Annotated in this window: 19 protein-coding genes; 8 read left to right on the top strand and 11 right to left on the bottom strand. The window is 41.9% G+C overall.

Annotated features, from left to right (window positions below):
• Positions 1 to 129 precede the first annotated feature (129 nt).
• Positions 130 to 534 carry a hypothetical protein gene (locus V7K85_RS23680; RefSeq protein ID WP_334817458.1) on the top strand — a complete coding sequence of 135 codons (405 nt, stop codon included), beginning with the start codon at positions 130 to 132 and terminating at the stop codon, positions 532 to 534.
• 578 nt (positions 535 to 1,112) lie between these two features.
• On the opposite strand, the gene V7K85_RS23675 is transcribed toward V7K85_RS23680, so the two are convergent.
• The 4 genes from V7K85_RS23675 to V7K85_RS23660 all read right to left on the bottom strand — a co-directional run bounded on the left by V7K85_RS23675 (position 1,113) and on the right by V7K85_RS23660 (position 4,702).
• On the bottom strand, positions 1,113 to 1,274 hold the full coding sequence (locus tag V7K85_RS23675; RefSeq protein WP_334817099.1) for a hypothetical protein: 162 nt from the start codon (positions 1,272 to 1,274) through the stop codon (positions 1,113 to 1,115).
• A 55-nt stretch (positions 1,275 to 1,329) separates the two neighbouring features.
• Entirely contained in the window at positions 1,330 to 1,473 is a 144-nt protein-coding gene (locus V7K85_RS23670; protein WP_334817096.1) for a hypothetical protein, read from the bottom strand.
• Between the two features lie 175 nt (positions 1,474 to 1,648).
• Positions 1,649 to 2,389 (bottom strand): hypothetical protein, encoded by a 741-nt coding sequence (locus V7K85_RS23665; protein ID WP_334817094.1) that lies wholly within the window; start codon positions 2,387 to 2,389, stop codon positions 1,649 to 1,651.
• Positions 2,390 to 2,773: 384 nt separating this feature from the next.
• Positions 2,774 to 4,702 (bottom strand): alpha-amylase family glycosyl hydrolase, encoded by a 1,929-nt coding sequence (locus V7K85_RS23660; protein WP_334817092.1) that lies wholly within the window; start codon positions 4,700 to 4,702, stop codon positions 2,774 to 2,776.
• Between the two features lie 1,134 nt (positions 4,703 to 5,836).
• Between V7K85_RS23660 and V7K85_RS23655 the strand changes: the two genes are divergently transcribed.
• From V7K85_RS23655 to V7K85_RS23640, 4 genes are all read left to right on the top strand, one after another.
• A complete protein-coding gene (locus V7K85_RS23655) occupies positions 5,837 to 6,883 on the top strand; it encodes a hypothetical protein (protein ID WP_334817091.1) in 1,047 nt (348 codons plus the stop codon).
• 284 nt (positions 6,884 to 7,167) lie between these two features.
• Positions 7,168 to 9,030 carry a serine/threonine protein kinase gene (locus V7K85_RS23650; RefSeq protein WP_334817089.1) on the top strand — a complete coding sequence of 621 codons (1,863 nt, stop codon included), beginning with the start codon at positions 7,168 to 7,170 and terminating at the stop codon, positions 9,028 to 9,030.
• A gap of 225 nt (positions 9,031 to 9,255) precedes the next feature.
• The gene (locus tag V7K85_RS23645) at positions 9,256 to 10,761 is read left to right on the top strand and encodes a haloacid dehalogenase-like hydrolase (protein ID WP_334817087.1); all 1,506 of its coding nucleotides are present in this window, start codon (positions 9,256 to 9,258) and stop codon (positions 10,759 to 10,761) included.
• A 380-nt stretch (positions 10,762 to 11,141) separates the two neighbouring features.
• Complete coding sequence (locus V7K85_RS23640; protein WP_334817086.1) at positions 11,142 to 11,360, top strand: hypothetical protein; 219 nt, start codon at positions 11,142 to 11,144, stop codon at positions 11,358 to 11,360.
• A 49-nt stretch (positions 11,361 to 11,409) separates the two neighbouring features.
• Here V7K85_RS23640 and ribD read toward each other — a convergent pair whose 3' ends face one another.
• Both ribD and V7K85_RS23630 read right to left on the bottom strand, forming a co-directional pair.
• On the bottom strand, positions 11,410 to 12,618 hold the full coding sequence (gene ribD / locus V7K85_RS23635) for a bifunctional diaminohydroxyphosphoribosylaminopyrimidine deaminase/5-amino-6-(5-phosphoribosylamino)uracil reductase RibD (RefSeq protein WP_334817084.1): 1,209 nt from the start codon (positions 12,616 to 12,618) through the stop codon (positions 11,410 to 11,412).
• Between the two features lie 231 nt (positions 12,619 to 12,849).
• Positions 12,850 to 13,449, bottom strand: coding sequence for an MBL fold metallo-hydrolase (locus V7K85_RS23630; RefSeq protein WP_334817082.1), 600 nt, complete (start codon positions 13,447 to 13,449; stop codon positions 12,850 to 12,852).
• 197 nt (positions 13,450 to 13,646) lie between these two features.
• Here V7K85_RS23630 and V7K85_RS23625 point away from each other — a divergent pair, with 197 nt between their 5' ends.
• From V7K85_RS23625 to V7K85_RS23610, 3 genes are all read left to right on the top strand, one after another.
• Positions 13,647 to 14,804 carry a pyridoxal phosphate-dependent aminotransferase gene (locus V7K85_RS23625; protein WP_334817080.1) on the top strand — a complete coding sequence of 386 codons (1,158 nt, stop codon included), beginning with the start codon at positions 13,647 to 13,649 and terminating at the stop codon, positions 14,802 to 14,804.
• 244 nt (positions 14,805 to 15,048) lie between these two features.
• Positions 15,049 to 15,906, top strand: coding sequence for a hypothetical protein (locus V7K85_RS23615; protein ID WP_334817078.1), 858 nt, complete (start codon positions 15,049 to 15,051; stop codon positions 15,904 to 15,906).
• A gap of 25 nt (positions 15,907 to 15,931) precedes the next feature.
• Entirely contained in the window at positions 15,932 to 19,477 is a 3,546-nt protein-coding gene (locus V7K85_RS23610) for a hypothetical protein (RefSeq protein WP_334817076.1), read from the top strand.
• 47 nt (positions 19,478 to 19,524) lie between these two features.
• Here V7K85_RS23610 and V7K85_RS23605 read toward each other — a convergent pair whose 3' ends face one another.
• The 5 genes from V7K85_RS23605 to V7K85_RS23585 all read right to left on the bottom strand — a co-directional run bounded on the left by V7K85_RS23605 (position 19,525) and on the right by V7K85_RS23585 (position 23,713).
• Positions 19,525 to 19,728 (bottom strand): hypothetical protein, encoded by a 204-nt coding sequence (locus tag V7K85_RS23605; RefSeq protein ID WP_334817074.1) that lies wholly within the window; start codon positions 19,726 to 19,728, stop codon positions 19,525 to 19,527.
• Positions 19,729 to 19,797: 69 nt separating this feature from the next.
• On the bottom strand, positions 19,798 to 19,935 hold the full coding sequence (locus V7K85_RS23600) for a hypothetical protein (RefSeq protein ID WP_334817072.1): 138 nt from the start codon (positions 19,933 to 19,935) through the stop codon (positions 19,798 to 19,800).
• Between the two features lie 18 nt (positions 19,936 to 19,953).
• Positions 19,954 to 20,568, bottom strand: a complete 615-nt coding sequence (locus V7K85_RS23595) for a Uma2 family endonuclease (protein WP_334817070.1) — start codon at positions 20,566 to 20,568, stop codon at positions 19,954 to 19,956.
• A 207-nt stretch (positions 20,569 to 20,775) separates the two neighbouring features.
• Positions 20,776 to 22,575, bottom strand: a complete 1,800-nt coding sequence (gene modB, locus V7K85_RS23590; protein ID WP_334817068.1) for a molybdate ABC transporter permease subunit — start codon at positions 22,573 to 22,575, stop codon at positions 20,776 to 20,778.
• Positions 22,576 to 22,810: 235 nt separating this feature from the next.
• On the bottom strand, positions 22,811 to 23,713 hold the full coding sequence (locus V7K85_RS23585) for a class I SAM-dependent methyltransferase (protein WP_334817066.1): 903 nt from the start codon (positions 23,711 to 23,713) through the stop codon (positions 22,811 to 22,813).
• Between the last annotated feature and the right edge of the window lie 468 nt (positions 23,714 to 24,181).

Here is a 24,181-nt window from a genome sequence, read left to right as displayed (position 1 = left end):
TTATCTTCAATTTTAGATTTTGCAGCCAGTGAAGTGATTTTGGATTGTGCAATTAAATTGCAAACTATAGTCTATAAATAACAATTATTCGAGATAATGGGTATATCTAAATACCTGAAGCAATCCCCAATGGTGCAACTAGAACGACTGCTGAAAATGGCAGAAGATGAGCTAACTGAATACAGCACTGATGCCCGTAAAATTGAAAAACTGCGCCGTAAAATAGGTTTAACAGTATCGGCAACAGAACAGCAGCAAGTTAAAGAGGCATTACTCGCTACTATGAAATCTAATATAATTACCCAAGTTGTGGAAGAACAAAGACAAGCAGTAGCCTTACCATTTTGGGGAATCGCTGGATTAGGTTTGTTATTGGGAATTTCTTTAAATCAACCCATAGGCTTATTAGCATCTGTAGTTGGGACTGTATTAGCTTACAGAATTCAGAAATGGGGTTGGAAATTGCAGGCAACTCGTTTATTGTTACAAACGTTGGAAGATATCGAAATGCGTATAGCCCAACCCAAGAAGTAACAAAATAGATGCACTTTCTAGATAAATTATTTATGTATGCTTATAGCTTAATATACCAAATAATCAACTAATCACTTGATTGACACCTCGTAAACACTTAACAATTCCTTTGGGATCACCATAGCAAAAAAATTAGATATTGGATTTGAGATCAGGTATTTATGATTTTAGTTTGCCTGCTATGAATACTACATGATCCTTTGGCAGAACGTATTGCTCATAACTAGGGGTTGTTTCAACTTGGAAACCCACGCCGGAGAGTTCACTTGTCCTTTCTAAGCAATGTCGAAGATGAATACACGCCCAAAAGTTAAGGCGTTATATCTGCGGTGGAAAAGTTGAACAAGCGTTTGGCGATCGTTGTCTAGATCAAACAGGTAGCTGAGGCATTCACCAATTAGACATCTCCAGAAAAGAATGTAGAGACGCGAAATTTCGCGTCTCTACAAGGGTTTGAGTGAACGCATAATTAATTTTCCCAGATGTCTATTGATGTAATGGCATTACAAGGTGGAATATCTGTCTTAAATAGTGAATCGATCCGAAACTCGGCAGCTGGCACTCTTGTTCGTGCAATATTAATCATTCACTCGCACCATAGGCATCGCTTCTTTTAAGTCTTGCAACTCCCACTCCAGAATACGAGTTAGCAGTTCAGCAGCAACAAGACTTATACCATTTCTTTGTGAGGCGGCGCTAAATTTTGTTGACTTCTTATTTGTTTCTTTCTTTGTGTCCAACTCTACAAGACGCTACGCGTAGCTTGCTTCTCCGTAGGAGTATGCGGTTCGTTCCTCATGGCGCATCTTCATCCAGAATTGGTATTACATCTTGCCCCTCTTGTGCAGCTTTTTCAGATTGGGCTTCTACTTCTGGACTAAGAGAAATAGACAATACACATAGACTAGGTTTTCCTGCTATCGAGCCTCTGCGCGTCATTCTACCAAGTCCCAAGGAATAAAGCCTAACTACCTAACTTAGAAAGCTCATCTTTTACAGCTTCAATAAAGTATTTTTTCAACGAAGAGGAGGATTTTTGGTTTTGCTTATTTTTAAATTGAGTATTTTACTTGGCATTTTCCAAAAACTTTTCGATTTGCAGAAATTATTATCTTTATTGCCTCCTCACAGCAATTGTGTAATTAGGTAGATGTGAGGCATCTGTTTGAGTTTTCACAAGTCGCCAGTCATTATCTATATATAAATTCTCAAACACTTGAGAAGTTGCTAAGGATGTTTTTTGAAATTCATTAGCATGATTTATCTCTAGATTTTCTAAGTTGACAGTTTTAGGCAAAGCCAGTTTTGACGCATTCAGTTTGACTTTAGTGTTAACTACATTAGTAAACCAGTTATAAACTGATTCTAAAGTTAGAGGAATTTCTTTATTTTTAAAAGCTTGAAATCTATCAATGTTTTGAAGACCCCATTTACCATTTAGAACTCCATATTTTTGGATCACCATAAAATCATAAGCTGGTAAATTTGATTCAAAATTCTGGGATAAAGACGACTCTTTTCCCAGTATATAGCGAGCTATACTGGCACAGTAACCATCACGCTGGAAAATTTGGAAGGACTGCTCTTGTATTCTTTTTGGTAAACTTTCATGAAACGATATGGTAGACCAGATTGGTGTCCAAACACCCACTAAAAGCCGTAATTGCTCTGTTACACTGAAAGCAGGATTATCTTGGCTCAACTTTATAAAATAGGGAAGTAATTCAGTTTTGTAAAATTTTATTTCGGCATTTAAAGTTTCTGGCTTTCGATCTTGAACTCGTGCTAAAATTTCATTTTTAAATTTTATTGTTTTTCTAGCACTTGATTGATTTTTTTCTAATAGTTCGAGCATTACCATTTACCTTTTTCTCATTTTTTTAGATGACTTGGTAAGAATTAAAAACTGGTGAGTTTAGTGATAATAAAGGTCTCATGCATCCTTTTATTCTGTAAAAGGTAGAGCCTTTTAGCTCCTCCTTTTAACAGTTATTAGGTGTTTATATGCTTGATACTATCTATTTTTACTTATAAAATGGTGTGATCATGATCACTATAAACTAAAATATATTGAAGAGGCATTTAGAAATTATAATATTGCATACATAGGTAGCGGCTACTCTACGAATTCTCCAACGGAGTTATCCGCAGGCTAGGAAAAGCGCTATCAATTTACATTCAATGAAGTGCGAAGGATGAAAATTTTGCTCCTTCACACTTGATTGTTTATCTGAAATTTCTAAGACTCCCGTCCCGATGCCCAGGTATCACGCCATTTAACGGTACCTTCTTTGGCAATCACCCAGCGGCGATTTACCAGATTTTCCCGCAGAGGCGATCGCCCTTCCCGCCACATGGCATATTTATAAGCAATCAGCTTACTAGCAGTCTCATCAAAGGGAATCTCAGCAGACCAGGTATTCGAGTTGATGTACTCTAGGGGATATGCTTTGCCGATATCCCAATTACCCAACTCTGGGCAATCTCCAGTTACCACAATGATTTCACCGGGTTGGGTATCCACGCCATTGAGTTGAACGCGCACAATTGTCTGTGCTTTTATCCGTTCCCCAACGTGGCTGAAAACAATCACTCCGCGTTCTTCTAGTACTAAGTCATAAATCTTACCATCTTTCACTTCATACTTATTGCGAGTCACTACGCAGGTATGTTCTCCATCGGGCAATTCTGTTTCTACTTCTGGTAGAGTAACTTCTCCTCCCCGGTTCAAAGCAACAAAACATAAGGAGTCACGATAGCGGCGCACATAACAGTAAATGTCGGGGGTGAGATATTTTTGCCAGTGGCTACCCATTGACACTGCGGGATTTAGTCGCCGTAAGCCAGATAACAGCCTGATGCAACGATAAATCTCACTCTCGGTATCCCAACTTTCCATCATCGGGCGATTGTATGGATCGTTACCGCCATCGCTGTCGTCATGCAGATATTGTTCTGTACCGTAGTAAATGCAGGGAATGCCACGAGATGTCATAATTAAGGCGATCGCAACCTTCAGCATCCCTGGATCGGGGTTCAGCGATTGAAAGCGACACATATCATGGTTATCGATGAAAGTGACTAACTCTGCTGCCCCGTTATAGCGATAATCCTGGTCAAAAATGTATTGAATTGTTTGGAATCCCATTTCTGAACCTTGCCCCAGTGCGGCTCGAATTGCCACACACAACCCAAAGTCTAGAAGTGTCATGCCTGAGTGGTTAACAAATTCCACTGAGAGATCGTCAGTAGGATTACTGTAAATCCATTCACCAAAAATAAATACATCTGGTTTGTGATTGCTCATATCACCAGTGAATTCTTGCCAAAACCAGATAGGCATGTGCTTGACAGTATCCACCCGCAGTGCATCTACACCCCGGTCTAGCCATTGTTTAATTGCTGATTTAATATACTCACGATATTCAGTATTGTTCTCATTGAAGGTTGCTAGACCAGATAGTTCACAGTTCTGTACTTGCCAATCGTCTTCCCAGTTTTGCACTTCGCCATAATGGTGATACCAATTATTGACATCATCATTGAAGTCAGCAATTTTCACGCCATCATCATACAATTCTCCTTTGCTACCGCTGGTATCAGGTGTGCTATGGTTGCAGACAATATCTAGCACCAGCTTCATATTCCGCTTGTGCAGTTCTGTAATTAACCGATCAAAGGTCGTATTTTTTTCTTCCTGGGTAACATTTAAAGAAGGGTTCTCTCCTTCAGCAATGTAGCGAGGATTGAGCCGCTTAAAATCTTTTGTCCAATAGCCATGTAGCGCTGCATTGCCAACAAATAACTCTTCAACCTGCTCGAACAGTGGAGTTAACCAAAGGGCGGTAACCCCCATATTTTTGAGATAATCTAATTTATCGATGACACCTTGCAAGTCGCCACCCCAGTACTTACCCCAATCTTGTCTACTTGAATCGTACAGTTCTGAGTTTGCACCTTCGCTGTTATCTGGATCGCCATCATAAAAGCGATCGACCACAAGAAAGTAAATGGTTTCCTGACGAAATTCAATATCTCTAGTGTAAAGAAACTCTAGGTCAATCTCAGTCTCTGATGGTGGTGTTTCTATAATAGCTTGTACTTTTTCGTGTGCAGAATCAACTTTGTATTGATCTGGTGAAAACTGAGATGGAGGGGTTTGTACCATAAAAAACTCAAAATTTCATGAAATTCATATTTGTAGAATCAACAGTACAACGTTTCGAGTATTGTCTGTTACTACAAACTTTGGGATTGTGACATCCGGCGCACGGTATAGGTATCTATCGCTAGCTAGTTTCTAATTCGATCGGTAGATATAATTCATCCGCTAGAGGATAAAAATCAAGCAATATAGCAGTTATTAACGGTAATGGCTTCCTAACAAAAATTTACAACATCTAGTCAAAGTGACTTGCGGTGAATATTGAGTCTAGCTAGTGTTTAAGTGTATATTCGACGATGGATTTTAGAACACCTTAACTCCTTAGAGGATGTCTGAAAAGTTTTTTTATACACCTAACCCTTGGAGATCCCCCTAAATCCCCCTTAAAAAGGGGGACTTTGAGACTCTTATTCCCCCTTTTTTAAGGGGGGTTAGGGGGGATCAACAAATATTTGATACTTCTCAGACATCCTCTTAGATGTGAAACCAGAATTTACACTGCAAAGTCAATCCCTGGTTAGTAACCCTATTGAATGCAACCTCGATCAAGTTCGCCCTGTCAATTACTACTACTCTGTGAAGTTAAGAATGCTTGCTTTGTAGTGAGCGCTTTAACGCTCAAATCAAGGACTAAAGTCCTGACCCTTCTTTTGACAAAGCACGTGCAAGGGACGGGTGACGCTCGTAAGCGTTGCGTAAAGCCTGCGGCATGGCTTCTCTTCTCCTTTGGAGACGCTAACGCCAACGAGAGGCTGCGCCAACGCTTAGAGCGACTGTGTGTAGCGTCAGACTCGTTGGCGTAGTCCAAGGTAGAGAAGAGGCTGCGTCCCTTGGGCGTCTCGTTAGCGCAGCCCAAGGTAGAGAAGAGAAGACAGTTTTTTACGAAAATATCGCCGATCGCTTCGGAGTTTGTCTCAAATCATAATATGGTAAGTCAGGAGTTTGTGGAGTTGGATTACAGCAAGGCTTAATTAGCGCTGGAAATTAGCTATCAATAAAGTTTTGTTACACCTGAGCAATACTGAGTAAAATATGTATTAGCCAACTTTTTCTCTAGAAGATTCGCTCCATTGGTAAACTGACCATTGTCACTTTCAATCTGTTATTACTATCAAAGAATTAATTTAGGTAGCAATTATGACAAAATATGACTTGGTTTTTAACTCACCAAAGACATCAGAGGAATCACTAAGTCCAGAGGAAGCGGTGGCGGCGATCGCAACTGTCACTGCGATCGCTGATTCATCCGTTGAAGATGTAGATGCAGAAAATTTAGCGGGTATCCTCTGGGAATTCGAGGTCTTCGAGGAATACTCAGAAGATGATATCGCAGAAATAGTTGATAGACTCATAGACATTGCCGAAGAAGAGGGAATTGGGCCTTTGTTTAATGTCGCCAAAGTATCTCTTTCTGATGAATTAGTGCTGGATGGTTTTGCAGCTGGGGTGATAGTGCTTTTAGACGATGATCTCGCCATCCCGAAACCGAAACAAGCTTACCTCAAAAAGCTACAAGCAGCCTTGGAACTTGAGGATGAAGAAGCACACGAAATCATTAAAGAGGTAATTGCCGCCTTTAAAGAAGCAGAGGAAGAATATGCAGACGACGAAGATGAAACAGTAGTCATAGAAGATTTTAGTCAACAGACCTATGAATCACCCTTAGGTAATTTTACGGTGGCGATTCCGGTTGATCCGCACCAAGGCGGTAGAATTCAAAGTCAGGAAGGAGTAGTTGGTTTTTCTGATGACATTGGTACTTTGCTGAGAATCGATTATTATCCTTTCCCTCTGGAACAGTTAGAGGAACTGGAGTCTGTTGGACAAGAAGAATATTTACAAACAATCTTAGTAGACAAGTATGTACCCCAAGCGATTTTTGCCAATGTACCAGATGCTTCTGTGGAATATAGCGAATATCTAGAAGATACTTTGCGAGGGGCTTACTATGTGTTAATCGATATGCCCAAAGGTTCGACGATTTCTAAGCAAGAAAATAATGGAACTGCGATCAGATTAGATGCGTACCGGGGACTGCTCACCTTTATCAGTGGTGAATTTTTGTATATAGTTAGTAGTCAGCAGAGCTTTCTTGAGGGCGAAACTCCCGATTCGGTTCAAGAAGAAGCCGAAGACATTAAGCAGAGTATTTTAGAGTTTGTTGAGACTATAGAGTTCACTTAGTACACGTCACCGCAAAAAAGGGTCGGAAATAGACTTTTTATGGTGACGGTATTAAGTAATCTCTCTATCTAAAAAAGCCATGTCTACGACGGGCTAGGCCTACGCTAAACGAATTCACGCCATCATACCAATAAACTATTGGGAACAGATGGCGTTCTCAATTAACTGTCCATAACTCATCAACTCATCTGATGTACATTTGGAAAGGGCGATGTCTGACGACAAGCCCAAAGAAGACAGGAAGTCTCCGGCTCCGCACTGGCTGTCTACGCTTGTAATTTTTCATGACAATAACCCTGCTGAACAATCGCTATCAAATTATCCAAGTAATCGGCGCTGGTGGGTTTGGCGAAACCTTTCTAGCAGAAGATGTCCATATGCCTTCTCGCCGCCGCTGTGTGATCAAGCAACTAAAACCGATAACCAATAATGACCCGCAAACCTACCAACTTATCCAACAGCGGTTTGAACGAGAAGCTGCAACCTTGGAGTATTTGGGTGAAAGTAGTCACCAAATTCCTAAACTCTACGCCTACTTTTCTGAGAACGGGCAGTTTTACCTCGTTCAAGAATGGATTCACGGCCAAACCTTGAGAAAAATTGTCGAAGCTAAAGGATTTGAGAGTGAAACTGCTGTTCGGCAAATTCTATTGAGTCTGCTATCAGTCTTAGATTATGTCCACAGCAAAGGCATTATTCACCGGGATATCAAGCCAGATAATATCATTCTCCGTTCTGTTGATGGCAAGCCAGTTGTGATTGATTTTGGTGCAGTCAAAGAAACAATCCGTTCAGTGGTGAAGTCACCAGGATATCCTACGCAATCGCTCGTGATTGGTACGCCTGGGTATATGCCTAGCGAACAAGCCGTTGGACGCCCAGTTTACGCCACTGATATCTACAGCTTAGGCTTAACGGCGATTTATCTGCTGACTGGCAAACACCCACAAGAATTACTAACTGATCTGAAAACTGGGGAAATACTTTGGCAGCAGTACGCCCCTAACGTCTCTTCCCAATTGGCGGCGGTACTTAATCAGGCAATTAAGCCTCATGCTGGCGATCGCTACAGCACTGCTAATAAAATGCTACACGCCTTGCAGTCTGCTACTAATATACCTCCTGAATTCGCTGCAAATATTTCCACAGTCATTTCTTCTCCCAGTGCTACATCGACTCGACGAATCCAGCCATTATATTCCCCGCAAAAAAATTCTGCGTTAGCGAAGCTCACCGAAGGTATCGCCAGGTCTTCCTCTGGTGGAAACTGGCAGAAACCTGCTGTGATTGTTGGTAGTTTGCTGGTAGGCGGCTTGCTTGGTGCAGTCGCAATTTCTAGCTTCACTCGTCAGCAACAACCAGAAATAACCATTGCCACAAGTCCCACCCCATCGCCAGAATCTTTGCCTTCCACTCCTACATCTCCCGAATCGCCTGTTTCTTCCAAAACTTCTCCAGTTGCAGTTGTACCAACCTCACGACCAAAACCGCGAGTAATTCCTGATCCTTTGCCAACCTCTAATCCCCCAGTTGTATTCACACCACCGCTAGAAAAGGAGCCTGTAACTTCAGATACTCCAGCACCAGTAGCAGTATCCACACCACAGTCAGAACCTGAGAATATTGCAGTTCCCATACCAAAAGTGCGTTCCACACCACAAAACAACGATCAGCCGCCTAGCAAATTAGCTGTCACTACCAGCAGCCAAAGGGTTCCCGCATTTCCTACAGGTACACCAAGAAGCGCCGTAGAAGCTACCCTCGGCAACAAACCAAATCAAGATTTAAAAGGCGCATGGGGCAAGACCCGTGCTGTCGTTTACAAACTAGTGCCAGACAAAATTGACCTTGGCTACTTATTTGATCGTAATTCTAAAGTGCTGCGTCAAACTGAGGTATCTTTTGCCCAATCGGTAGACCCACAGGTAATGGAGACTACCTTGAATGGAATGTTAGATGGGCAAGCCACTGAAGAAATTAAGCAGGGACTTAAAAACGTACAACAGGGACAGTCTGATAGTTTTAGTTTTAAGAATGGCTCAGTTAAAGGTCAGATTATCCGCCAACAATGTAATTTTATTTACATCAGCATTTGGGATGTAGATTTACATGATTTTGTCAGTCCATCGACAGCCAAAAGGTGTTAATTTCCTGGGAGATCAACGGAACTGAAAAATTGCATAAGGCAATGTAGCCATATCTTTTGGGGAAATATCAAGGGTAGTGGTAAATATATAGTGATAATAAATTTAGGCGCTACAGCAAGAATTCTTACTATCTTTATACTTTAGCAAAATTAATATGTATTCTTAAATACACAATTATATCTACTTAACCTGCTAAAATTCCTGATGCATTAAGAGATCAGATTTATGATAAATATACTAATCGATGAAACTTCTGTACTAGAGGTACTAAACATCATTGAAACAGCACCAGATAGTACACTTATCCTAGTAGATTTAGATGAAACTCTCTTCCTTCGCAATTCAACGCAAGAGTATCTTAACACATTACAACCCCGCGTACTTGGGTGGTTATTGCTCACCTTGTTGAATTTTCTCAAACCGTGGAATTGGTTACCAGGGAAAATCAAAGGAGAGGTGTCACGAGATTGGATGCGGGTTTTAGTCGCAACCCTACTTTTTCCTTGGACTATAATTTTGTGGCAATGGCGAACTAAACAGCTAGCTCAAGCCTATGGGAACACTACCCTGATCCGAGCACTCACTAAGAATGCAAATTCCCGTGTAATACTGACCACCCAAGGGTTTGGTTTCATTGTTCGTTCACTGTGCAAACACCTACCCATAACTTTTAATGATGTCATAGCTTGTCGATTTTGGCAGGGAGCTATAGATCGACAGCGAGGAAAACACTTCTTGGTGACAGCATTATTGGGTGAGAATGAAATTGCCCGTGCGATTGCAATCACAGACTCAAATGATGATAATCAATTACTTGCATCTGTGGCAACTCCATGCTTAGTTATTTGGCCAGAAGCAAAGTATGTTTCGGCTATGGCTGATGTTTATATTCCGTTTTTGTATCTAGAGCGAGCGAAGCGACCAGGTGAGCGATATTTTGTCAAAAAAATATTATTAGACGATTTTGTGGTCTTGATACTAGGTTTGAGTTTGGTGAATAGCCAACCAATTCTTCATGCCATCAGTATGCTTTTTTTAATACTTTCTTTTTGGTGCATCTATGAACTAGGCTATGTGGAAAATGACATAGTTGCTGAACGGTTTGAGAAAAAACCAACGCTTTCAAAAACCTACCAAAAGTATAAGAACCGAATCAGTGTATGGCAGGCTTGGCTTTGGTCTGTAATTTTCGCTGTTCTCGGACTAATTGTTCTGGAATTGACTAAAGTCATATCAAGTGATAAGAGTTTTCCTTCGGAAGTTGGTGCCCTCGACTTAGTAACAATTTTAACTAATATGGCATTGTGGATCGGTCTACTCCTGGTAGTACGAGTGACTTTCTATGCTTACAACCATGTTGATAAACAGACACGAATTTGGCTTTACTTTATATTGCAAGCTTATAAGTACTTTAGCTTTCTGGTAGTGACAAAAACCAATATCATCGGGGCGATATTATTCATAGCACAAGTGATTAGTCGCTGGATACCCTACTTTGTTTATCGTTTGACTAATAGTGAGTGGTTAAAAGATTTACCCCATCAACTGGTTGGTCTGGTTATATTTGGATTTATAATTATCGCCGTCGCGCTAGGGACTCAAAATAGTTCTATATTAATGAATTGGCAGACTTTAGCAATTTTAATTTGGTCTGCTTACCGGGCAAAATCTCAGTTTTTGAAAATAGTCCATGAAATACATCCGATTTCCTCAGAAAAAATAATAGTATAATAATAAGCTATCATGAACTGTGCATACTAAGAGGTTCTTTTAAAAGTCCTGAAAGATATAATTTTGCCCTTTTGATTTGGGTCAACTACAAAGACAAATCAAGATTTCAGCTATCTACTGAGGTTCTTTGCTGTGATTATTATGAAAGTAAAATACCCTTCTAAAACATCCTCTGAGTCTTGAAAATCTGTCTTTGCTATACCCAATGCCCAAAAACAAATTTTTAAAACTGAGTTTTCAATTCTTAATCTTCATAAAGTTATAAATACCATTATTAAGTTTTTGATAATACTTGTCTCAGCTTCTACATTTATGTCGTCAAGTGCGATAAAAATTGTGTAATCTGAAGACAACTAAGCTAATTATTGAATTGAGGTCTGATGACTCCTACAATTATGCGTCAGCTTTGGTCAGTGGTTGAAACTGCACAAGCCAAGCTCCTCTTGCAACTGGATGATGCTAGCTTGGTGCAGTGGTTAGTGAAACAAACCGAAACGCAAGTGTTGTTAGATTCTAACGAAACTGATTATCTGTGCCACTACATTCAATCTCGGCTAACCCTTATACGTGATATTGCCCATGAACGTCAGTGTTCATGATAGCAAAATCACGATAAATTAATTGATAGTGAAGTGTTATTACTGTTGACTATTGTCTTTTTTGGGGAAAATAACCTTCTACTAAGCAGTCAGAGCCGACTACACGCCAACGAACACGTTCTAGAGACAACGCTTCTGTCATGGTAGTAAACCCTAAATCGCCCACAGGTGTAGGAGCAATACTACCACCAATGATTTTCGGGGCGATAAATGCTAGAACTTTTTGCACTGCTCCTTGAGCGATCGCACTAGCAGCTAAAGTACCACCACACTCCCACAACACGCTACAAAAACCCCGCTCATATAAGTACGCCATTGCCTTATCTGGTGTAAGTGATGTTAATTCCACCACCTCCACTCCCAGTTTTCGCAACAGTTCTTGAAAATCGGGGTTAGCACCCTCCTGTGTCAACACCAAAGTCGGAGCATCCGCAGTTTGCCACAGATGGGCACTTTCCGGTAAGTTGAGATGGCGACTCATCACCACCCGCAGGGGATTATGTGCCCCGATTTGATGGCTGGTTAAGTAAGGATTGTCCTGGCGGACTGTATTACCACCGACAATTATTGCATCACAAGCCACCCGCAGTTGATGTACTTCAGTGCGGGCCTCTTGGCTTGTCACCCAGGCGCTGTGACCAGAGGTAGTAGCAATTTTGCCATCTAAAGTCATGGCATATTTTAAAATTCCCAAAGGTCGTTTGTAGAGAATGCGATGCACAAAAGCTTCATTTAGCTGATGACAAGCTGACTCTTCTACTCCTACCAACACTTCGATCCCCGCCGCACGTAAACGGGCAATACCACTGCCAGCTACCAGTGGATTGGGGTCAACCATACCCACCACCACTTTTGCCACCCCAGCTTGGATCAAGCCTTCCGAACAAGGGGGAGTCCGTCCGTAGTGATTGCAAGGTTCGAGGCTGACATAGATTGTTGCACCACGAGAGCGATCGCCTGCTGCCTTCAAGGCAAACACTTCTGCATGAGGCTCACCTGCACGAGGATGAAACCCTTCGCCGACAATCTCGCCATCCTTGACAATCACCGCTCCCACTAGCGGATTTGGCGAAGTACGTCCTAAAGCGCGGCGAGCAAGTGACAAACACCGCAGCATCATGCGAGAGTCAAAGTCAGTTCCTACCTTTTGCTTCGGTGGTGAATTCGATCCAACTGCTGACTCCACTATTCGTATATTTTCCTGAGTGTAATTTGGTAAGGATGCATCTGCTTGAGCGACCACTGGGGAATTATCCATAATTTTAGACAATACTGTAAATATTCTGCACGCGATCGCGCAGCCTTTCCACAGGAGAATCGCGCTTTGCTCCTGATAATTAAACAGAGTCAAATCCAGGCGCTATTATAAGCTTGTCTTAACTTGCATCAGCCTGTAATATTCACATTACAATTTTTTCTATAGCCTTTTTCATCTATTTAAACCACAATCTCCTGTAGGGTAGCACAGCTAGCTGTGCTACCCATGCATTTACAGCGTTGCTACAAGTTCCTGTAAGCGATCGCGTCCATCGCGGAAAACGGGCCAACCATCCCCCACCAGCACTGCTTCTACCCGACTCAGTTGAGCCAACCTGCGAACAGAAGCAACAGCCTCCTCTCGATTCAGCAGCTTGTCATCTGGCAATATAGTTAAGCTACCTGCTTTGCGTGCCCTGACTAAATCTCCTGTAATCAAAGTCGTCTCCTCCAATAACAGAGCCAATTCACCGGGAGTTTTCGAGCCTTGGAGTTCAATCACCTTAAGTCCTGGCACAAATTCTTCACCATCAGACAGCCAGCGATCGCAAGGTATGGGGAAAGTGTCTTTTTCTGCCAGAGGGCCAGCTATTTTAGCATAGGTTTGATCGGCAATTTCTTTACTTGCCCTGATATGCTCGGAATTCGTCAGCACAATCCAAACTACACCACCGAGGGATTTCAGATGATTCCAATCATGGTTTGATAGGGCTACTGGGTCAATCAAGATGTTGCCATCTGGGCGAATCCAGGCAATCCCATTGAAATCAATATTTCTTGCCGGATTGAAATTAGACCAGCTATATAGATCGGGACGGTGCAAAGATTTCATGATGATTCTGGATCACTACTTCAATAATTGACTATTAATATCAATAATTAAGTATATAGATTATAAGGTTGCATTCTCTCTGGATCTGGAATTTGAGTATACTACGATAAATCTATCGATATTATGAATTTTATTTGGTTTACAGAAATTCCCGCATAACTGCAATAGAGATCAACGGAGGTATAGGGGTGAGTCAGATGCAGCGCCAAAAAATATCAGCGAAGGCAGACCAGTTTACAGAGTCGGTGATTCGAGAAATGACAAGGGTAGCACTGCAATACAGTGCAGTGAATCTGGCGCAGGGGTTTCCCGATTTTCCCTGTCCCTTGGAGTTGAAACAGGCAGCTTACGAAGCAATAGAGGCAGATGTCAACCAGTATGCCATTACTTGGGGCGATCGCCCATTTCGTCATGCGATCGCCAACAAAGTTCGTTGGTATCTCGGCTTAGATATCGATCCCGAAACCCAAATCACCGTTACCTGCGGTTCCACAGAAGCAATGGCAGCTGTGATGCTAGCGACAGTCGATCCCGGTGACGAAGTAATTATCTTTGAACCGTATTACGAAAACTACGGCCCCGATGTGATTTTAGCTGGTGCTAAACCCCGCTACGTGACACTGCATCCCCCCAATTGGACATTTGATGAAGCACAGTTGCGTCAAGCTTTCAATGCCAATACCAAAGCTATTATTATCAACACACCCCACAACCCCACAGGTAAAGTCTTCACCCATGAAGAACTCACCCTAATTGCTGAACTTTGTCAAAAGTGGGATGTGTTAGCGTTCACAGACGAAATTTACGAACATATTCTCTATGACGGCACTCAACATATTGCCTTAGCGACCCTTCCCGGAATGGAAGAACGCAGCGTTACCATTAACGGTTTATCCAAAACTTATAGCGTCACTGGATGGCGAGTCGGCTACATTTTGGCAAACCCCGAATTAACGGGAGCGATTCGCAAAGTCCATGATTTTCTCACTGTTGGCGCTCCCGCACCATTGCAACGAGCCGGAGTTGCCGCCATGCAATTGCCACCATCCTATTATCAAGAACTAGCCAAACTTTATCACCAGAAGCGAGACAGGATTTTACAGATTCTAGATCAAGTTGGCATTCCCTATTTCGTTCCCAAAGGAGCTTATTACGTTCTTGCAGATATTTCCAAATTTGGCTACAAAACTGATGTTGAATTTACTTATCATTTAATTAAAAATATTGGTGTTGCCGTAGTTCCTGGTTCCAGCTTTTTCAGCCAACCAGAAAAAGGACATTCATTAATCAGATTTTGCTTCAGCAAAAGACCTGAGACATTACAAACAGCGAGCGATCGCTTACTCAAACTCTAAGTAATCCTACAACCCACATCCTAACACTAATTTCTTCTCTCTGCGCCCTCTGCGGTTCGTTATGATGAGCGGTTCTGAGCTCATGGGACACTTGTATGCTGTGTACAAAAATGTGCGCTCGCACTGCAATGGCGTGTGAGATGATGAGCGATGACGCGAAAATGATGGAATGTGCTGCCACTGCATTTGTTAATTTATTATACGCTTTACAATTTGGGTGTGTAAAACTGCATTTATTATATATATGCTTTATCTGCCGCCTGCAAATGTTCCAACGACTTTTGGATTTAACTGGGTTGATGATGAAGATATCCAAGGTGTAATGGCGATCCAAAATAAACTCTCTGCTGCCTTTATTGTGCAACAGTTAAATCCTATTCTAAAAACGCTTTGCCCTGTTATATATTGCAAAGCAGATGGTGCGAAAAGTCCGCCTTATGACGTAGTTATTCAGTTAAATCCTGGATCGGATCACACATTTAACCAAACCTCTGACGCTCAAACGGGACTAATTGCATCTTATTCTTACAATCCACCACCTGCTTCAAATACAGATACTGGGCCGCCATATGCACCATATACATTCCAAGTGTCTGGACAGTATAGTTCTACAACAAATGTTTATTTCAACGGTGATAAAATCACAATTTCTGGTTCAATAACGGCTAATGGTAGCACTTATACGCAGGTTGCTGGCAGTCATTCATCATCCGAAGTAGATATGCCGAATACTACCTACAACTGGTCAGTAGATTTACAGCTTTATATGGATGCTTCAAATAATGGACAGCTGGACTTAAAGGTAGTAAATCCGGACTTCAACAGACCTCCCGTGGTTGAGCAACATGACACCTCATGGTGGGAAAAATTTTTGGAATCCTTAAGTGGTTTTATGCAGTCTTACACGCAAAACCTTGGAGATCTGCGGGGACAAATCCAGGGCAGCATTGAAAGCAGCATAGTTCCTAATCTGAAGCAGACGATAAATCAAGCCAATCACTTTGTTTTCCCTGGTGGGAAGACTTTCAGCTTTAAAGACCCGACCTTTACTAATAACAAGGATCTGGCAACAAACATCACTTATCTCAACCCTAACGCATAATTGATAAACTCCCGGAGGAAGTTAAATGAGTAAAATTCAAGTTTCTACTGAACTGATGAAAAACCAAAAAGCGGCTTCGGTATTACCAGCACAATCGCTTTTTGAAGCTTTGCAACAGGCAAACGGCAATACAATCTTTTTCTCTATTGGAGACAACAAAGTATTTAATCTAACTCTTGAAAAATCAGGTACTAAAACTGGTTGGGAAGCTATAGATATTAGTTCTGAGTTGAGTGTATTTCATGGTAATAAGGTCATTGCCGCACAGACTTTTGCAGTAACTCAAAACTATGAGAATGGCAATATTACAATTGCACTTGTTGTCCGTGCTGATGGAGAAACTTCAGACACACTCTATGTTCTTTCTTCGCTTTCCAATGCACCTGATGCGAGCTGGTTAAACTCCTCAACTGCCAGAAACTGGCTTGCGCGTCCCTATGATGATCCACAACATCCGCTGGACTCTGTTAGTATCGCATACATATATCTGACTCCGACGCAAAAAGAGTCATCAGACACTCAACTCGTTGCCGAAATCCCCAGTACAACTACAGGATATCTCCAAAACTATACGGTAAATTTGAGTGGGAATAATGCCTGGACTGTTCTACAAACCGCAGAGAACTTTGACGCTGTACTAGGGCAGGTTATCGGCCAACCAACGGCTTCCTACTATGCTGGGTTGTACCAGCTAACCAGTCTCAATGGTGGTTTGACAATTGATTTCATTCCCATGCAGTCAATGTTTGGCCCACCAACCATTATAAAGATGAAGGCACCTGATGGTGCAACAAAGTTAGCCACACTCACGGTAGACGATCAAAATCATACCAATCTCTTTATTGCTGCGAAAGATGGTCTCTATCTATTTACGCCGGATAAACAGCTCAACTTTGGCGAAGCGATGAAAGTCGTGGATAATGCCATCTTCGCTGGTACACAAAAGCTCTACGCTCATCAGTCTAGTAACGATACTATTGTCTGGGGCTTAAATCAGAAAGGTGATGTTTTTTACTCTAGATGTGCCAAAGGGCAGGAAGGAGTTACAACAGCTTGGTCTTATCCGATTCCTATTTTGAGTGGTGTCGAGCAGCTCGCGTCGTTCCTGAATCAGGATAGCGCCAATAGTGTGATTTTTGCTCATACTCAGGGACAGGAGTTAATTCAGCTTTCTCAGGATAGTCAAACTACTAGCTGGCAACAGCGTAACATTCTCCTTCCAAGCCCCAATGTTAACGATGTTGTGGAATACAACACTTTCAGCACTCATATTCAACTTACGGGTGATGATAACCTGCCACTTTCTGAAGCGACACTTTCCATAATTTCCACGAGTCAGTGCAGTGTCTATGTGAATAATGTCTATCACATTCTTTCGCCAGACATACCTATTGATATCACTACGGATGTAACAGGCATTATTACTGTTATTCAGGAAACACAGGGCTTGGTTGCTGTTTGCTATCACCTTGAATTAAAAGCTGATAATACAAAGATTGATGTGAATCCAATGACAAAGCTTGTCGATATCGTGTCTGGCGTGAAAAACGGGGACGATCTCGCAAATGTCAGTGTTACCAACGCTGATGGCAGCACTCAAAAACTTATACCACAAGGTACATCCAAGCAGGATGTTGATAGCACCGCACCAGCATTGCAGCAGTTTGTGAATATCTCCGCTCAAATGCCACAGGATGGCTCTCTGAAGTCAGTAAGTAGCCCTCAAACGTCCGCTGTGAGAAAAACCAGCCCAATGTCTTTTGTTGTAAGTCCAGATACTATCTGGGGGATGTCATTTAGCTCTGATCGGGTTCAATATTATGAGGGAGCCACAGCAATGTCGCATTTTGGCTTGCAGTTAAATTCCTCAACATCTTTGATGGGGGTTTCCTCTCCCACGATACAATTGAACGATATTGGGAATACTATAGAAACGACTGCTGGTGACTTTTTTGACTGGTTGAAACATGCTTATAAAGATGTGACTAAATTTTTTGTCAACGTTGGAGATAATGTATATTACTTCTTCATCGAACTTGGCGGGCAGCTTTACCGCTTTGTACTGGATTGCGTGCATGATGTAGTCAATGCCATCGAGTTCGTTTTCAATAAAATAAAGGTTTTCATTGAGGATCTTATCAAGTGGCTTGGTTTCCTATTCCAGTGGGATGATATTGTACGCACACATAAAGTTATTAAGAACATCATCAAGCAATACATTGTAAATTGTGTCCAGCAAATCGACACATATAAGACCAATATTGCTGGAGCGTTTGACGATGTTGAAGAACGTCTCAAGGAGTGGGCGGGACTGGAGTCAACTCCTGGTAACCTCAGCGAAATATCAGCTTCAAACAATAAGATGCTTGGTCAAAACGATCCGCAATCCCACTGGGGTATTTACCATCTGAATAACAATGCAGATTCAGCTTCGGCTAATATAACTGCGACAACCGGCACTAGTTCTCAGCTAGAAGAGTTGATGCAGGAACTCTCAAAAGCGATCCAAGCAGAGGATGATACCTTTCAAAATGCCTTTAACACCTTACAGTCACAGATTTTGCATTTGATCCAAAATCTTTCAGTAGGTGAGATTATTAAACGCATTATTGCAGTTCTTGGGGATCTGCTAATAGAGAGTGTAAAAAATATTGTTATTACATCTATCGAGGTCATGGAAATCCTTGTTGAAGGCGTTTTGACAGTTCTAGATACACCTATCGATATCCCTGTCATTTCATCGGTTTACAAGGAGATTGCCGATGACGAGTTAAGCTTGCTTGATGCCGTATGCTTAGTAGTTGCCATTCCATCTACTCTTGTCTATAAAATCGCTTATAACAATGCTCCTTACCCTGATAATTCTTTTACTGATAGGCTTATCAACGCCAAAAACTGGCAGGAACTTCAGCAAATTTTCAATGAGCCAAATTTGCGTGCTGCCACCACAGATAACCAGGCTTTCCTTCTAGCATCTGACACTGCTGCCGCACCTGCTAAGGCACTCGAACTCCAAACCATAGATGAAAGTGAGCAGAATACCATGGTTACGACAACAATTATAATTCTAGAATTTTTTGGATACTTCAGCAGTATGTGTTTTATGTGTTTGACCACTATAAAAGCTAAAACAAATCCACCCACTGCAGTACTCAATGGACTGCATACTGCGTGTTTTTTCACAACTACCGGGTTTAGTATTACTGCTTCACTTATTACTTCTTCAGAGCAAACGTGGACAAGGGTAGTAGCTGAAACAGTTTATGGTTTAACTGGTGTACAAAAAGTGCTTGATACCTTCACCTACAACGGCACTGTTGTTATGATAATATGGAAAAATATTACAAAGGAACTTGATTTTGTCCTTGGTGTTGCTGGCTTTGTTCCAACTATTGGCATTTTGTTTTATAAGAGGGATACCAAAACTATCACCTCGACCATCGCCAACTCTTTCTGGAATGCCCAGCGCATGACTACTCCTTGGGCTAATATCGATGAGATATTAATTTTAAAATTGATCGAAATTGGTTTCTTCGGTATAGGCGAACTAGTTCTGGGTCTTGAGGATTGACATATTAAGGTAATTGCCAGCTATGGTGTAAATAAGGCTGTTTTTGGTTAACTGTAAGCGCTTTTTCTGTTTGCGGGAAATGCGAGCAATCTTAAACCAGTCTTGGCCTTACTCTTGTCGTCATTCCTCAAAGGCGATCGCCCATCTATTCTTCTTTGAATTGAGGCAACGTAGAAGTTGTCGAAAGCGCGATCGCTACCAGACCAATCCACAACAGGTTCCTTAGTGATCGCCCATCCATCTTGAATCAAAGCCTTTTTAACCGAATCGCGAGCTGCAAAAAATGCAAGAATATGAAGAAATCACCATTCTCACTTTTGTTAGCCTGTTGCACCAACAGAGAAGCGATCGCCCAAAGCAGTGTTTCTTAAGCGCGTATCTTTAGAGCAAAGAAGTCGGATTGACTGGGGAAACCAAAGGATGAAAGTGACACTCCCCTGGCAGATTGCAGATGTCATTTAAGAGATATTCAATTTTCAATCCCACACCCGACGCAAATTCAACACAAAACCCGGTAACACCGCTTCACCGGACAACTCAGTCGGATTCTCCAACACTTCCACTGCTAATCTCGGTCGATAAATTTCCACCCGTCGCTGCTGCGGATCGATTAACCAGCCCAGCAGAGCGCCATTGTCAATGTATTCCTTCATCTTAGTTTGCAAAGACCCAAGCCGATCTGAGCGAGAGCGTAACTCAACAACAAAATCCGGGCAGATATTAGGAAACGTTCCTTTTTGTTCTGGAGTAAGTGCCTGCCAACGTTCTCGGCTCACCCAAGAGGCATCGGGGGAGCGAGTCGCACCATTGGGTAAAATGAAGCCAGTCGAAGAGTCAAAGGCTTTACCCAAATCTTCGGAATCTTCGTACCAGCGATATAGTTGTCCAGTGAGGCTGCTGTTGCGTTCTCCAGTTTCCCAGCCTGTTGGTGGGTTCACAATTAACTCTCCACGTGCGGTTCTTTCCAGTCTCAAATCTCGGTTGGCTGCTGCTAGAGCTGCAAACTGTTCTTGGGTGACGTACAACCCAATCGTCTTAGGCAACTCAATCAATAGGGTTTCGGTTTCTGGACTGGCGGGTGTCTGTACCATCTTAACCTCTTACACAATAGGGATTTAAGTGAAAGATGCCTACCCTATTAACTAACACATTCTACACGCTTGTCTTCGCGATCGCCTTTTAGCCAATGCGATTCTTGTTTCATAGTGAACTATAGTTTGACGATTTTCAGGTTGTAGTCTAACCCAACCCTCCACAAGCATTTTATGCAACACCCTCTGTTACATATATCTCTGCGTTCATTGCATCAAAATCAACCGCAGAGGATCTAAACGCACATACCAAGGAAAAGGTTGATCTTTCATAGTCGCCCATTTTTCTTTGAAGACTTCAGCTTGCAGATGATAATCTTGAGAATTCTTGCCAGCTGAATGTAGTTTGAGAAATAATGTCATTCTATGAGGCGTTTCACTGGTTCGTACTACCCAGCAGGGAAAGGTATTTTTTTGTAATGAGTCGTTGGTAAAAATGAACTGATGGGCACGAATGCCGACGTGGGATAATTCGCTTTTGACAGGTTCAATTACTTGCAGAGTACAACCCCAATCAGTCGCTTCCACCTGTTGCGATGACTGGAGAACAGCACGGGAGAAGTTTTTGCATCCGGTGAGTTGGGCGACACTAACAGTAGCAGGATGTTGGAAAATATCATATTTGCTGCCATAATGAACGGCTCTACCATGCTCCAATACCAACAGATTTGGGCAAATCCGATAAGCTTCTTCCATATTATGGGTGACAAATAGAGTCACACCTTGATAGCCAGCTAGAGTTTCTGTCATTTGCTGCTCTAATTGACTACGCAGATGGGTATCGAGTGCCGAAAATGGCTCATCTAAAAGTAATGCTTCCGGTTGACTTGCTAATGCTCTTGCTAAGGCTACCCGTTGTTGTTGTCCCCCAGAAAGTTGGTGCGGATAGCGATCGCCTAATCCCTGCAACTGCATTGCTATTAGTTGCTCCTCTACTTGCACCCGAATACTCCCAGCAGATAGGTTTTTGGGCAAGCCAAAAGCGATATTTTGCGCCACACTCATGTGCGGAAACAGAGCGTAATTCTGCACTAAAAAACCGATGCGGCGATCGCGACTGGGTAAATTAATTCTTTGTTCCGAGTCAAACAGGACTCTACCATTTAAAACTATCCGCCCGATTGTGGGCGTTTCTATCCCCGCAAGGCAGCGCAAAATCATGCTCTTACCTGCTCCAGAACCCCCTAACAATCCCAAGGGTTGCTCATCAGTAGTGAAAGCAACTTTTAAATGAAAGCTAGGAAGTATTTTTTCAATGTTGACAAACAATCCACCAGATTCAAAGCTAGAGTGCGGAGTATAAAGAATTTCTCCCCCCGCTCCCCCTGCTCCCCCTGCTCCCCTCTTCCTTTCTCTCAATTCTTGCCAGAAGTTGACTGCAATAATTCCAGATAGAGAAATCACCATAATTGCGATCGCCCAAAACCAAGCCTCATTCATTGCTCCCCCTTCCACAGCAAAATAAATCGCCATTGGGATTGTCTGCGTTTGTCCGGGAATATTACCAGCCAGCATCAACGTCGCGCCGAATTCTCCTAAAGCACGGGCAAAAGCGAGCATTGTGGCGGCTACAATGCCAGGTAGTGCTAGGGGTAAACTGATGCGCCAAAAGATTGTGGCTTCAGTTGCACCAAGGGTTCTGGCTACTCGCAGCAGATTACCATCTATTTGTTCAAAGGCTCCAAGTGCAGTTTTATACATCAAAGGAAAAGAAACTACAGTAGCTGCGATCGCTGCACCATACCAAGTAAAGACGATGCTGAAGTCAAAAGCCTGCATGAGTTTCCCTACAGGGCCATTTTTGCCAAAAAATAGCAGCAACAAGAAGCCGACAACCGTGGGCGGTAAAATCAGAGGCGCAATAAAGATACCCTCAATCAACGATTTACCTTTGCCACGATATCCCAGCATCCAGTAGGCAGCAGCGATACCCAAGAAGAAGGTGATAAATGTAGCAAGTAATGAAGTTTTGAGTGATATCCAAAGAGGCGATAAATCCAATGGCATAGTTGTCTGCGGAAGAATTAGCTCAACTAATCCATAATTTACCAACTTTAGTTTGAATATGTCTTTAAAAGTTGGTAAATTACATAACAATCAATAAAGGAAATCCCAAAAATTATCCGAACTTTCAAAAAGATTTTCGTCCGGTCAATTTATTGTAGAAAAAAAAGCACAACATTGTTGTGCTTCTGTAGTTCGTTTGTATTTAGTTCATTGTGACAACAAGATAGTTTCTTAATTATTCCAGTTGAGTACTGTAGGCACTAAAACCATAAGCCAAAGTTTCTTTTAAATTACCTGATGGCTTGAGACTTCTGTTGATGGCATTAGCAAAGGGCACCGGAATTCCTTTGATGGTTTCCGGCAAAATTGCATATTCTTCCGTTGGTTCGACAGTGTATTGTGAACACTTAGTTTGTATGCCAGCAGTCGCTAACATTTCATTGATTTCACTAGATGTATATTGCTTGAGATAAACTGGGTTTCTCACAAATGGGTTCAGCCTTCTGATAAAATTATGGATAATATGAGAAGGACAAGACTTGTTGTGAAATGAATGATTAAAAACGAAAATTCCACCGGGTTTGAGTACACGAGATATGTCAGCCAACAAATTTCTTAATTGTGCATCCGGTATATGCATAAAGACGCAGTTAGAAATTACCAAATCTATAGAATTATCTTCTAAAGGCAATATTTCAGCAGAATTGCAAATCAAGTTAAATTCAGCTTCTGGGAAAAAATCGTATTCTTGTTTAACCTTGATTAACCGCCGCAATAAAGGCTCAGAAATATCAATTCCATAATATTTCTCGCATCTCAGATTTTTCGCTTTAGAAAGATGCAAAGGTGCGCGACCATAACCAGAACCAATCTCCAGAATAGAATCAACAGATTTATTCAACGGAAATTTGTCCCAAGTACCTCCAGGCGTGCCAGTTAGCAGAGTGTAATCTTGTTTAATCGGCGATGCATCTGTAACTTTGTCAATTTTTTGGGAACCATAGTATGTTTTACCAATTGCGTCCCATGTTTTTTTATGTTGAGTATTATTCAACTGTTCGTAGTCGCTAGGAAAATAAATGCCATCTCGTAATTCAAAGTCATTCAGACTGAATTTTACATTTGCTAATTGAGTCATTAGGATTATTCCCGATAAATAGTTAAGTCTGTTCTCTGTTATACTCTCAACTCAGCATTAACCGCAAGTGATTTTTACTGAAATGCTTCCCTTTAGCCTTTCTTCAAAGTTTATAACTGTTTTCAATTCGATGGAATATAGATCGTAGGGGCACACAGGTGTGCATTGGTGTCAACTTAAGCTCAAACCCTTTTAAAACCTCGTTTCCAGCCTCTAGCTGGAAATGCTCCTCATTGCGGCTCTGCTGCAAGTCTTGAGGCGGAGCCTCACGTTAGGCATTAAGAGTCAGAGACTGGGAACGAGACAATCTCTAAAAGCTTGTTCTAAACTAACTTTCACGTTAAGTTGACACCAATGACAGCTGTGCTATCAAAGCGCTGCATCCAAAGGAAACGGCCTAATTAGCGTAAGTATTGAAACCTCTTAGAAGTTTTACTACGCAAAACCGTCCTTCTCCGACTCCCAGAG

Source organism: Nostoc sp., assembly GCF_036917615.1.
Lineage (GTDB): Bacteria > Cyanobacteriota > Cyanobacteriia > Cyanobacteriales > Nostocaceae > Nostoc.
Note: the sequence above shows the minus strand (reverse complement) of the source record. Positions and strands in the feature narration are given on the sequence as shown.

What these genes read in the sequence shown, in the direction of transcription:
- V7K85_RS23680 (WP_334817458.1), top strand. Translation starts at nt 130, where the DNA reads ATGGTGCAACTAGAACGACTGCTGAAAATGGCAGAAGATGAGCTAACT.
- V7K85_RS23670 (WP_334817096.1), bottom strand. Translation starts at nt 1,473, where the DNA reads ATGACGCGCAGAGGCTCGATAGCAGGAAAACCTAGTCTATGTGTATTG.
- V7K85_RS23665 (WP_334817094.1), bottom strand. Translation starts at nt 2,389, where the DNA reads ATGCTCGAACTATTAGAAAAAAATCAATCAAGTGCTAGAAAAACAATA.
- V7K85_RS23660 (WP_334817092.1), bottom strand. Translation starts at nt 4,702, where the DNA reads ATGGTACAAACCCCTCCATCTCAGTTTTCACCAGATCAATACAAAGTT.
- V7K85_RS23655 (WP_334817091.1), top strand. Translation starts at nt 5,837, where the DNA reads ATGACAAAATATGACTTGGTTTTTAACTCACCAAAGACATCAGAGGAA.
- V7K85_RS23650 (WP_334817089.1), top strand. Translation starts at nt 7,168, where the DNA reads ATGACAATAACCCTGCTGAACAATCGCTATCAAATTATCCAAGTAATC.
- V7K85_RS23645 (WP_334817087.1), top strand. Translation starts at nt 9,256, where the DNA reads ATGATAAATATACTAATCGATGAAACTTCTGTACTAGAGGTACTAAAC.
- V7K85_RS23640 (WP_334817086.1), top strand. Translation starts at nt 11,142, where the DNA reads ATGACTCCTACAATTATGCGTCAGCTTTGGTCAGTGGTTGAAACTGCA.
- ribD (WP_334817084.1), bottom strand. Translation starts at nt 12,618, where the DNA reads ATGGATAATTCCCCAGTGGTCGCTCAAGCAGATGCATCCTTACCAAAT.
- V7K85_RS23630 (WP_334817082.1), bottom strand. Translation starts at nt 13,449, where the DNA reads ATGAAATCTTTGCACCGTCCCGATCTATATAGCTGGTCTAATTTCAAT.
- V7K85_RS23625 (WP_334817080.1), top strand. Translation starts at nt 13,647, where the DNA reads ATGCAGCGCCAAAAAATATCAGCGAAGGCAGACCAGTTTACAGAGTCG.
- V7K85_RS23615 (WP_334817078.1), top strand. Translation starts at nt 15,049, where the DNA reads ATGCTTTATCTGCCGCCTGCAAATGTTCCAACGACTTTTGGATTTAAC.
- V7K85_RS23610 (WP_334817076.1), top strand. Translation starts at nt 15,932, where the DNA reads ATGAGTAAAATTCAAGTTTCTACTGAACTGATGAAAAACCAAAAAGCG.
- V7K85_RS23600 (WP_334817072.1), bottom strand. Translation starts at nt 19,935, where the DNA reads ATGACATCTGCAATCTGCCAGGGGAGTGTCACTTTCATCCTTTGGTTT.
- V7K85_RS23595 (WP_334817070.1), bottom strand. Translation starts at nt 20,568, where the DNA reads ATGGTACAGACACCCGCCAGTCCAGAAACCGAAACCCTATTGATTGAG.
- modB (WP_334817068.1), bottom strand. Translation starts at nt 22,575, where the DNA reads ATGCCATTGGATTTATCGCCTCTTTGGATATCACTCAAAACTTCATTA.
- V7K85_RS23585 (WP_334817066.1), bottom strand. Translation starts at nt 23,713, where the DNA reads ATGACTCAATTAGCAAATGTAAAATTCAGTCTGAATGACTTTGAATTA.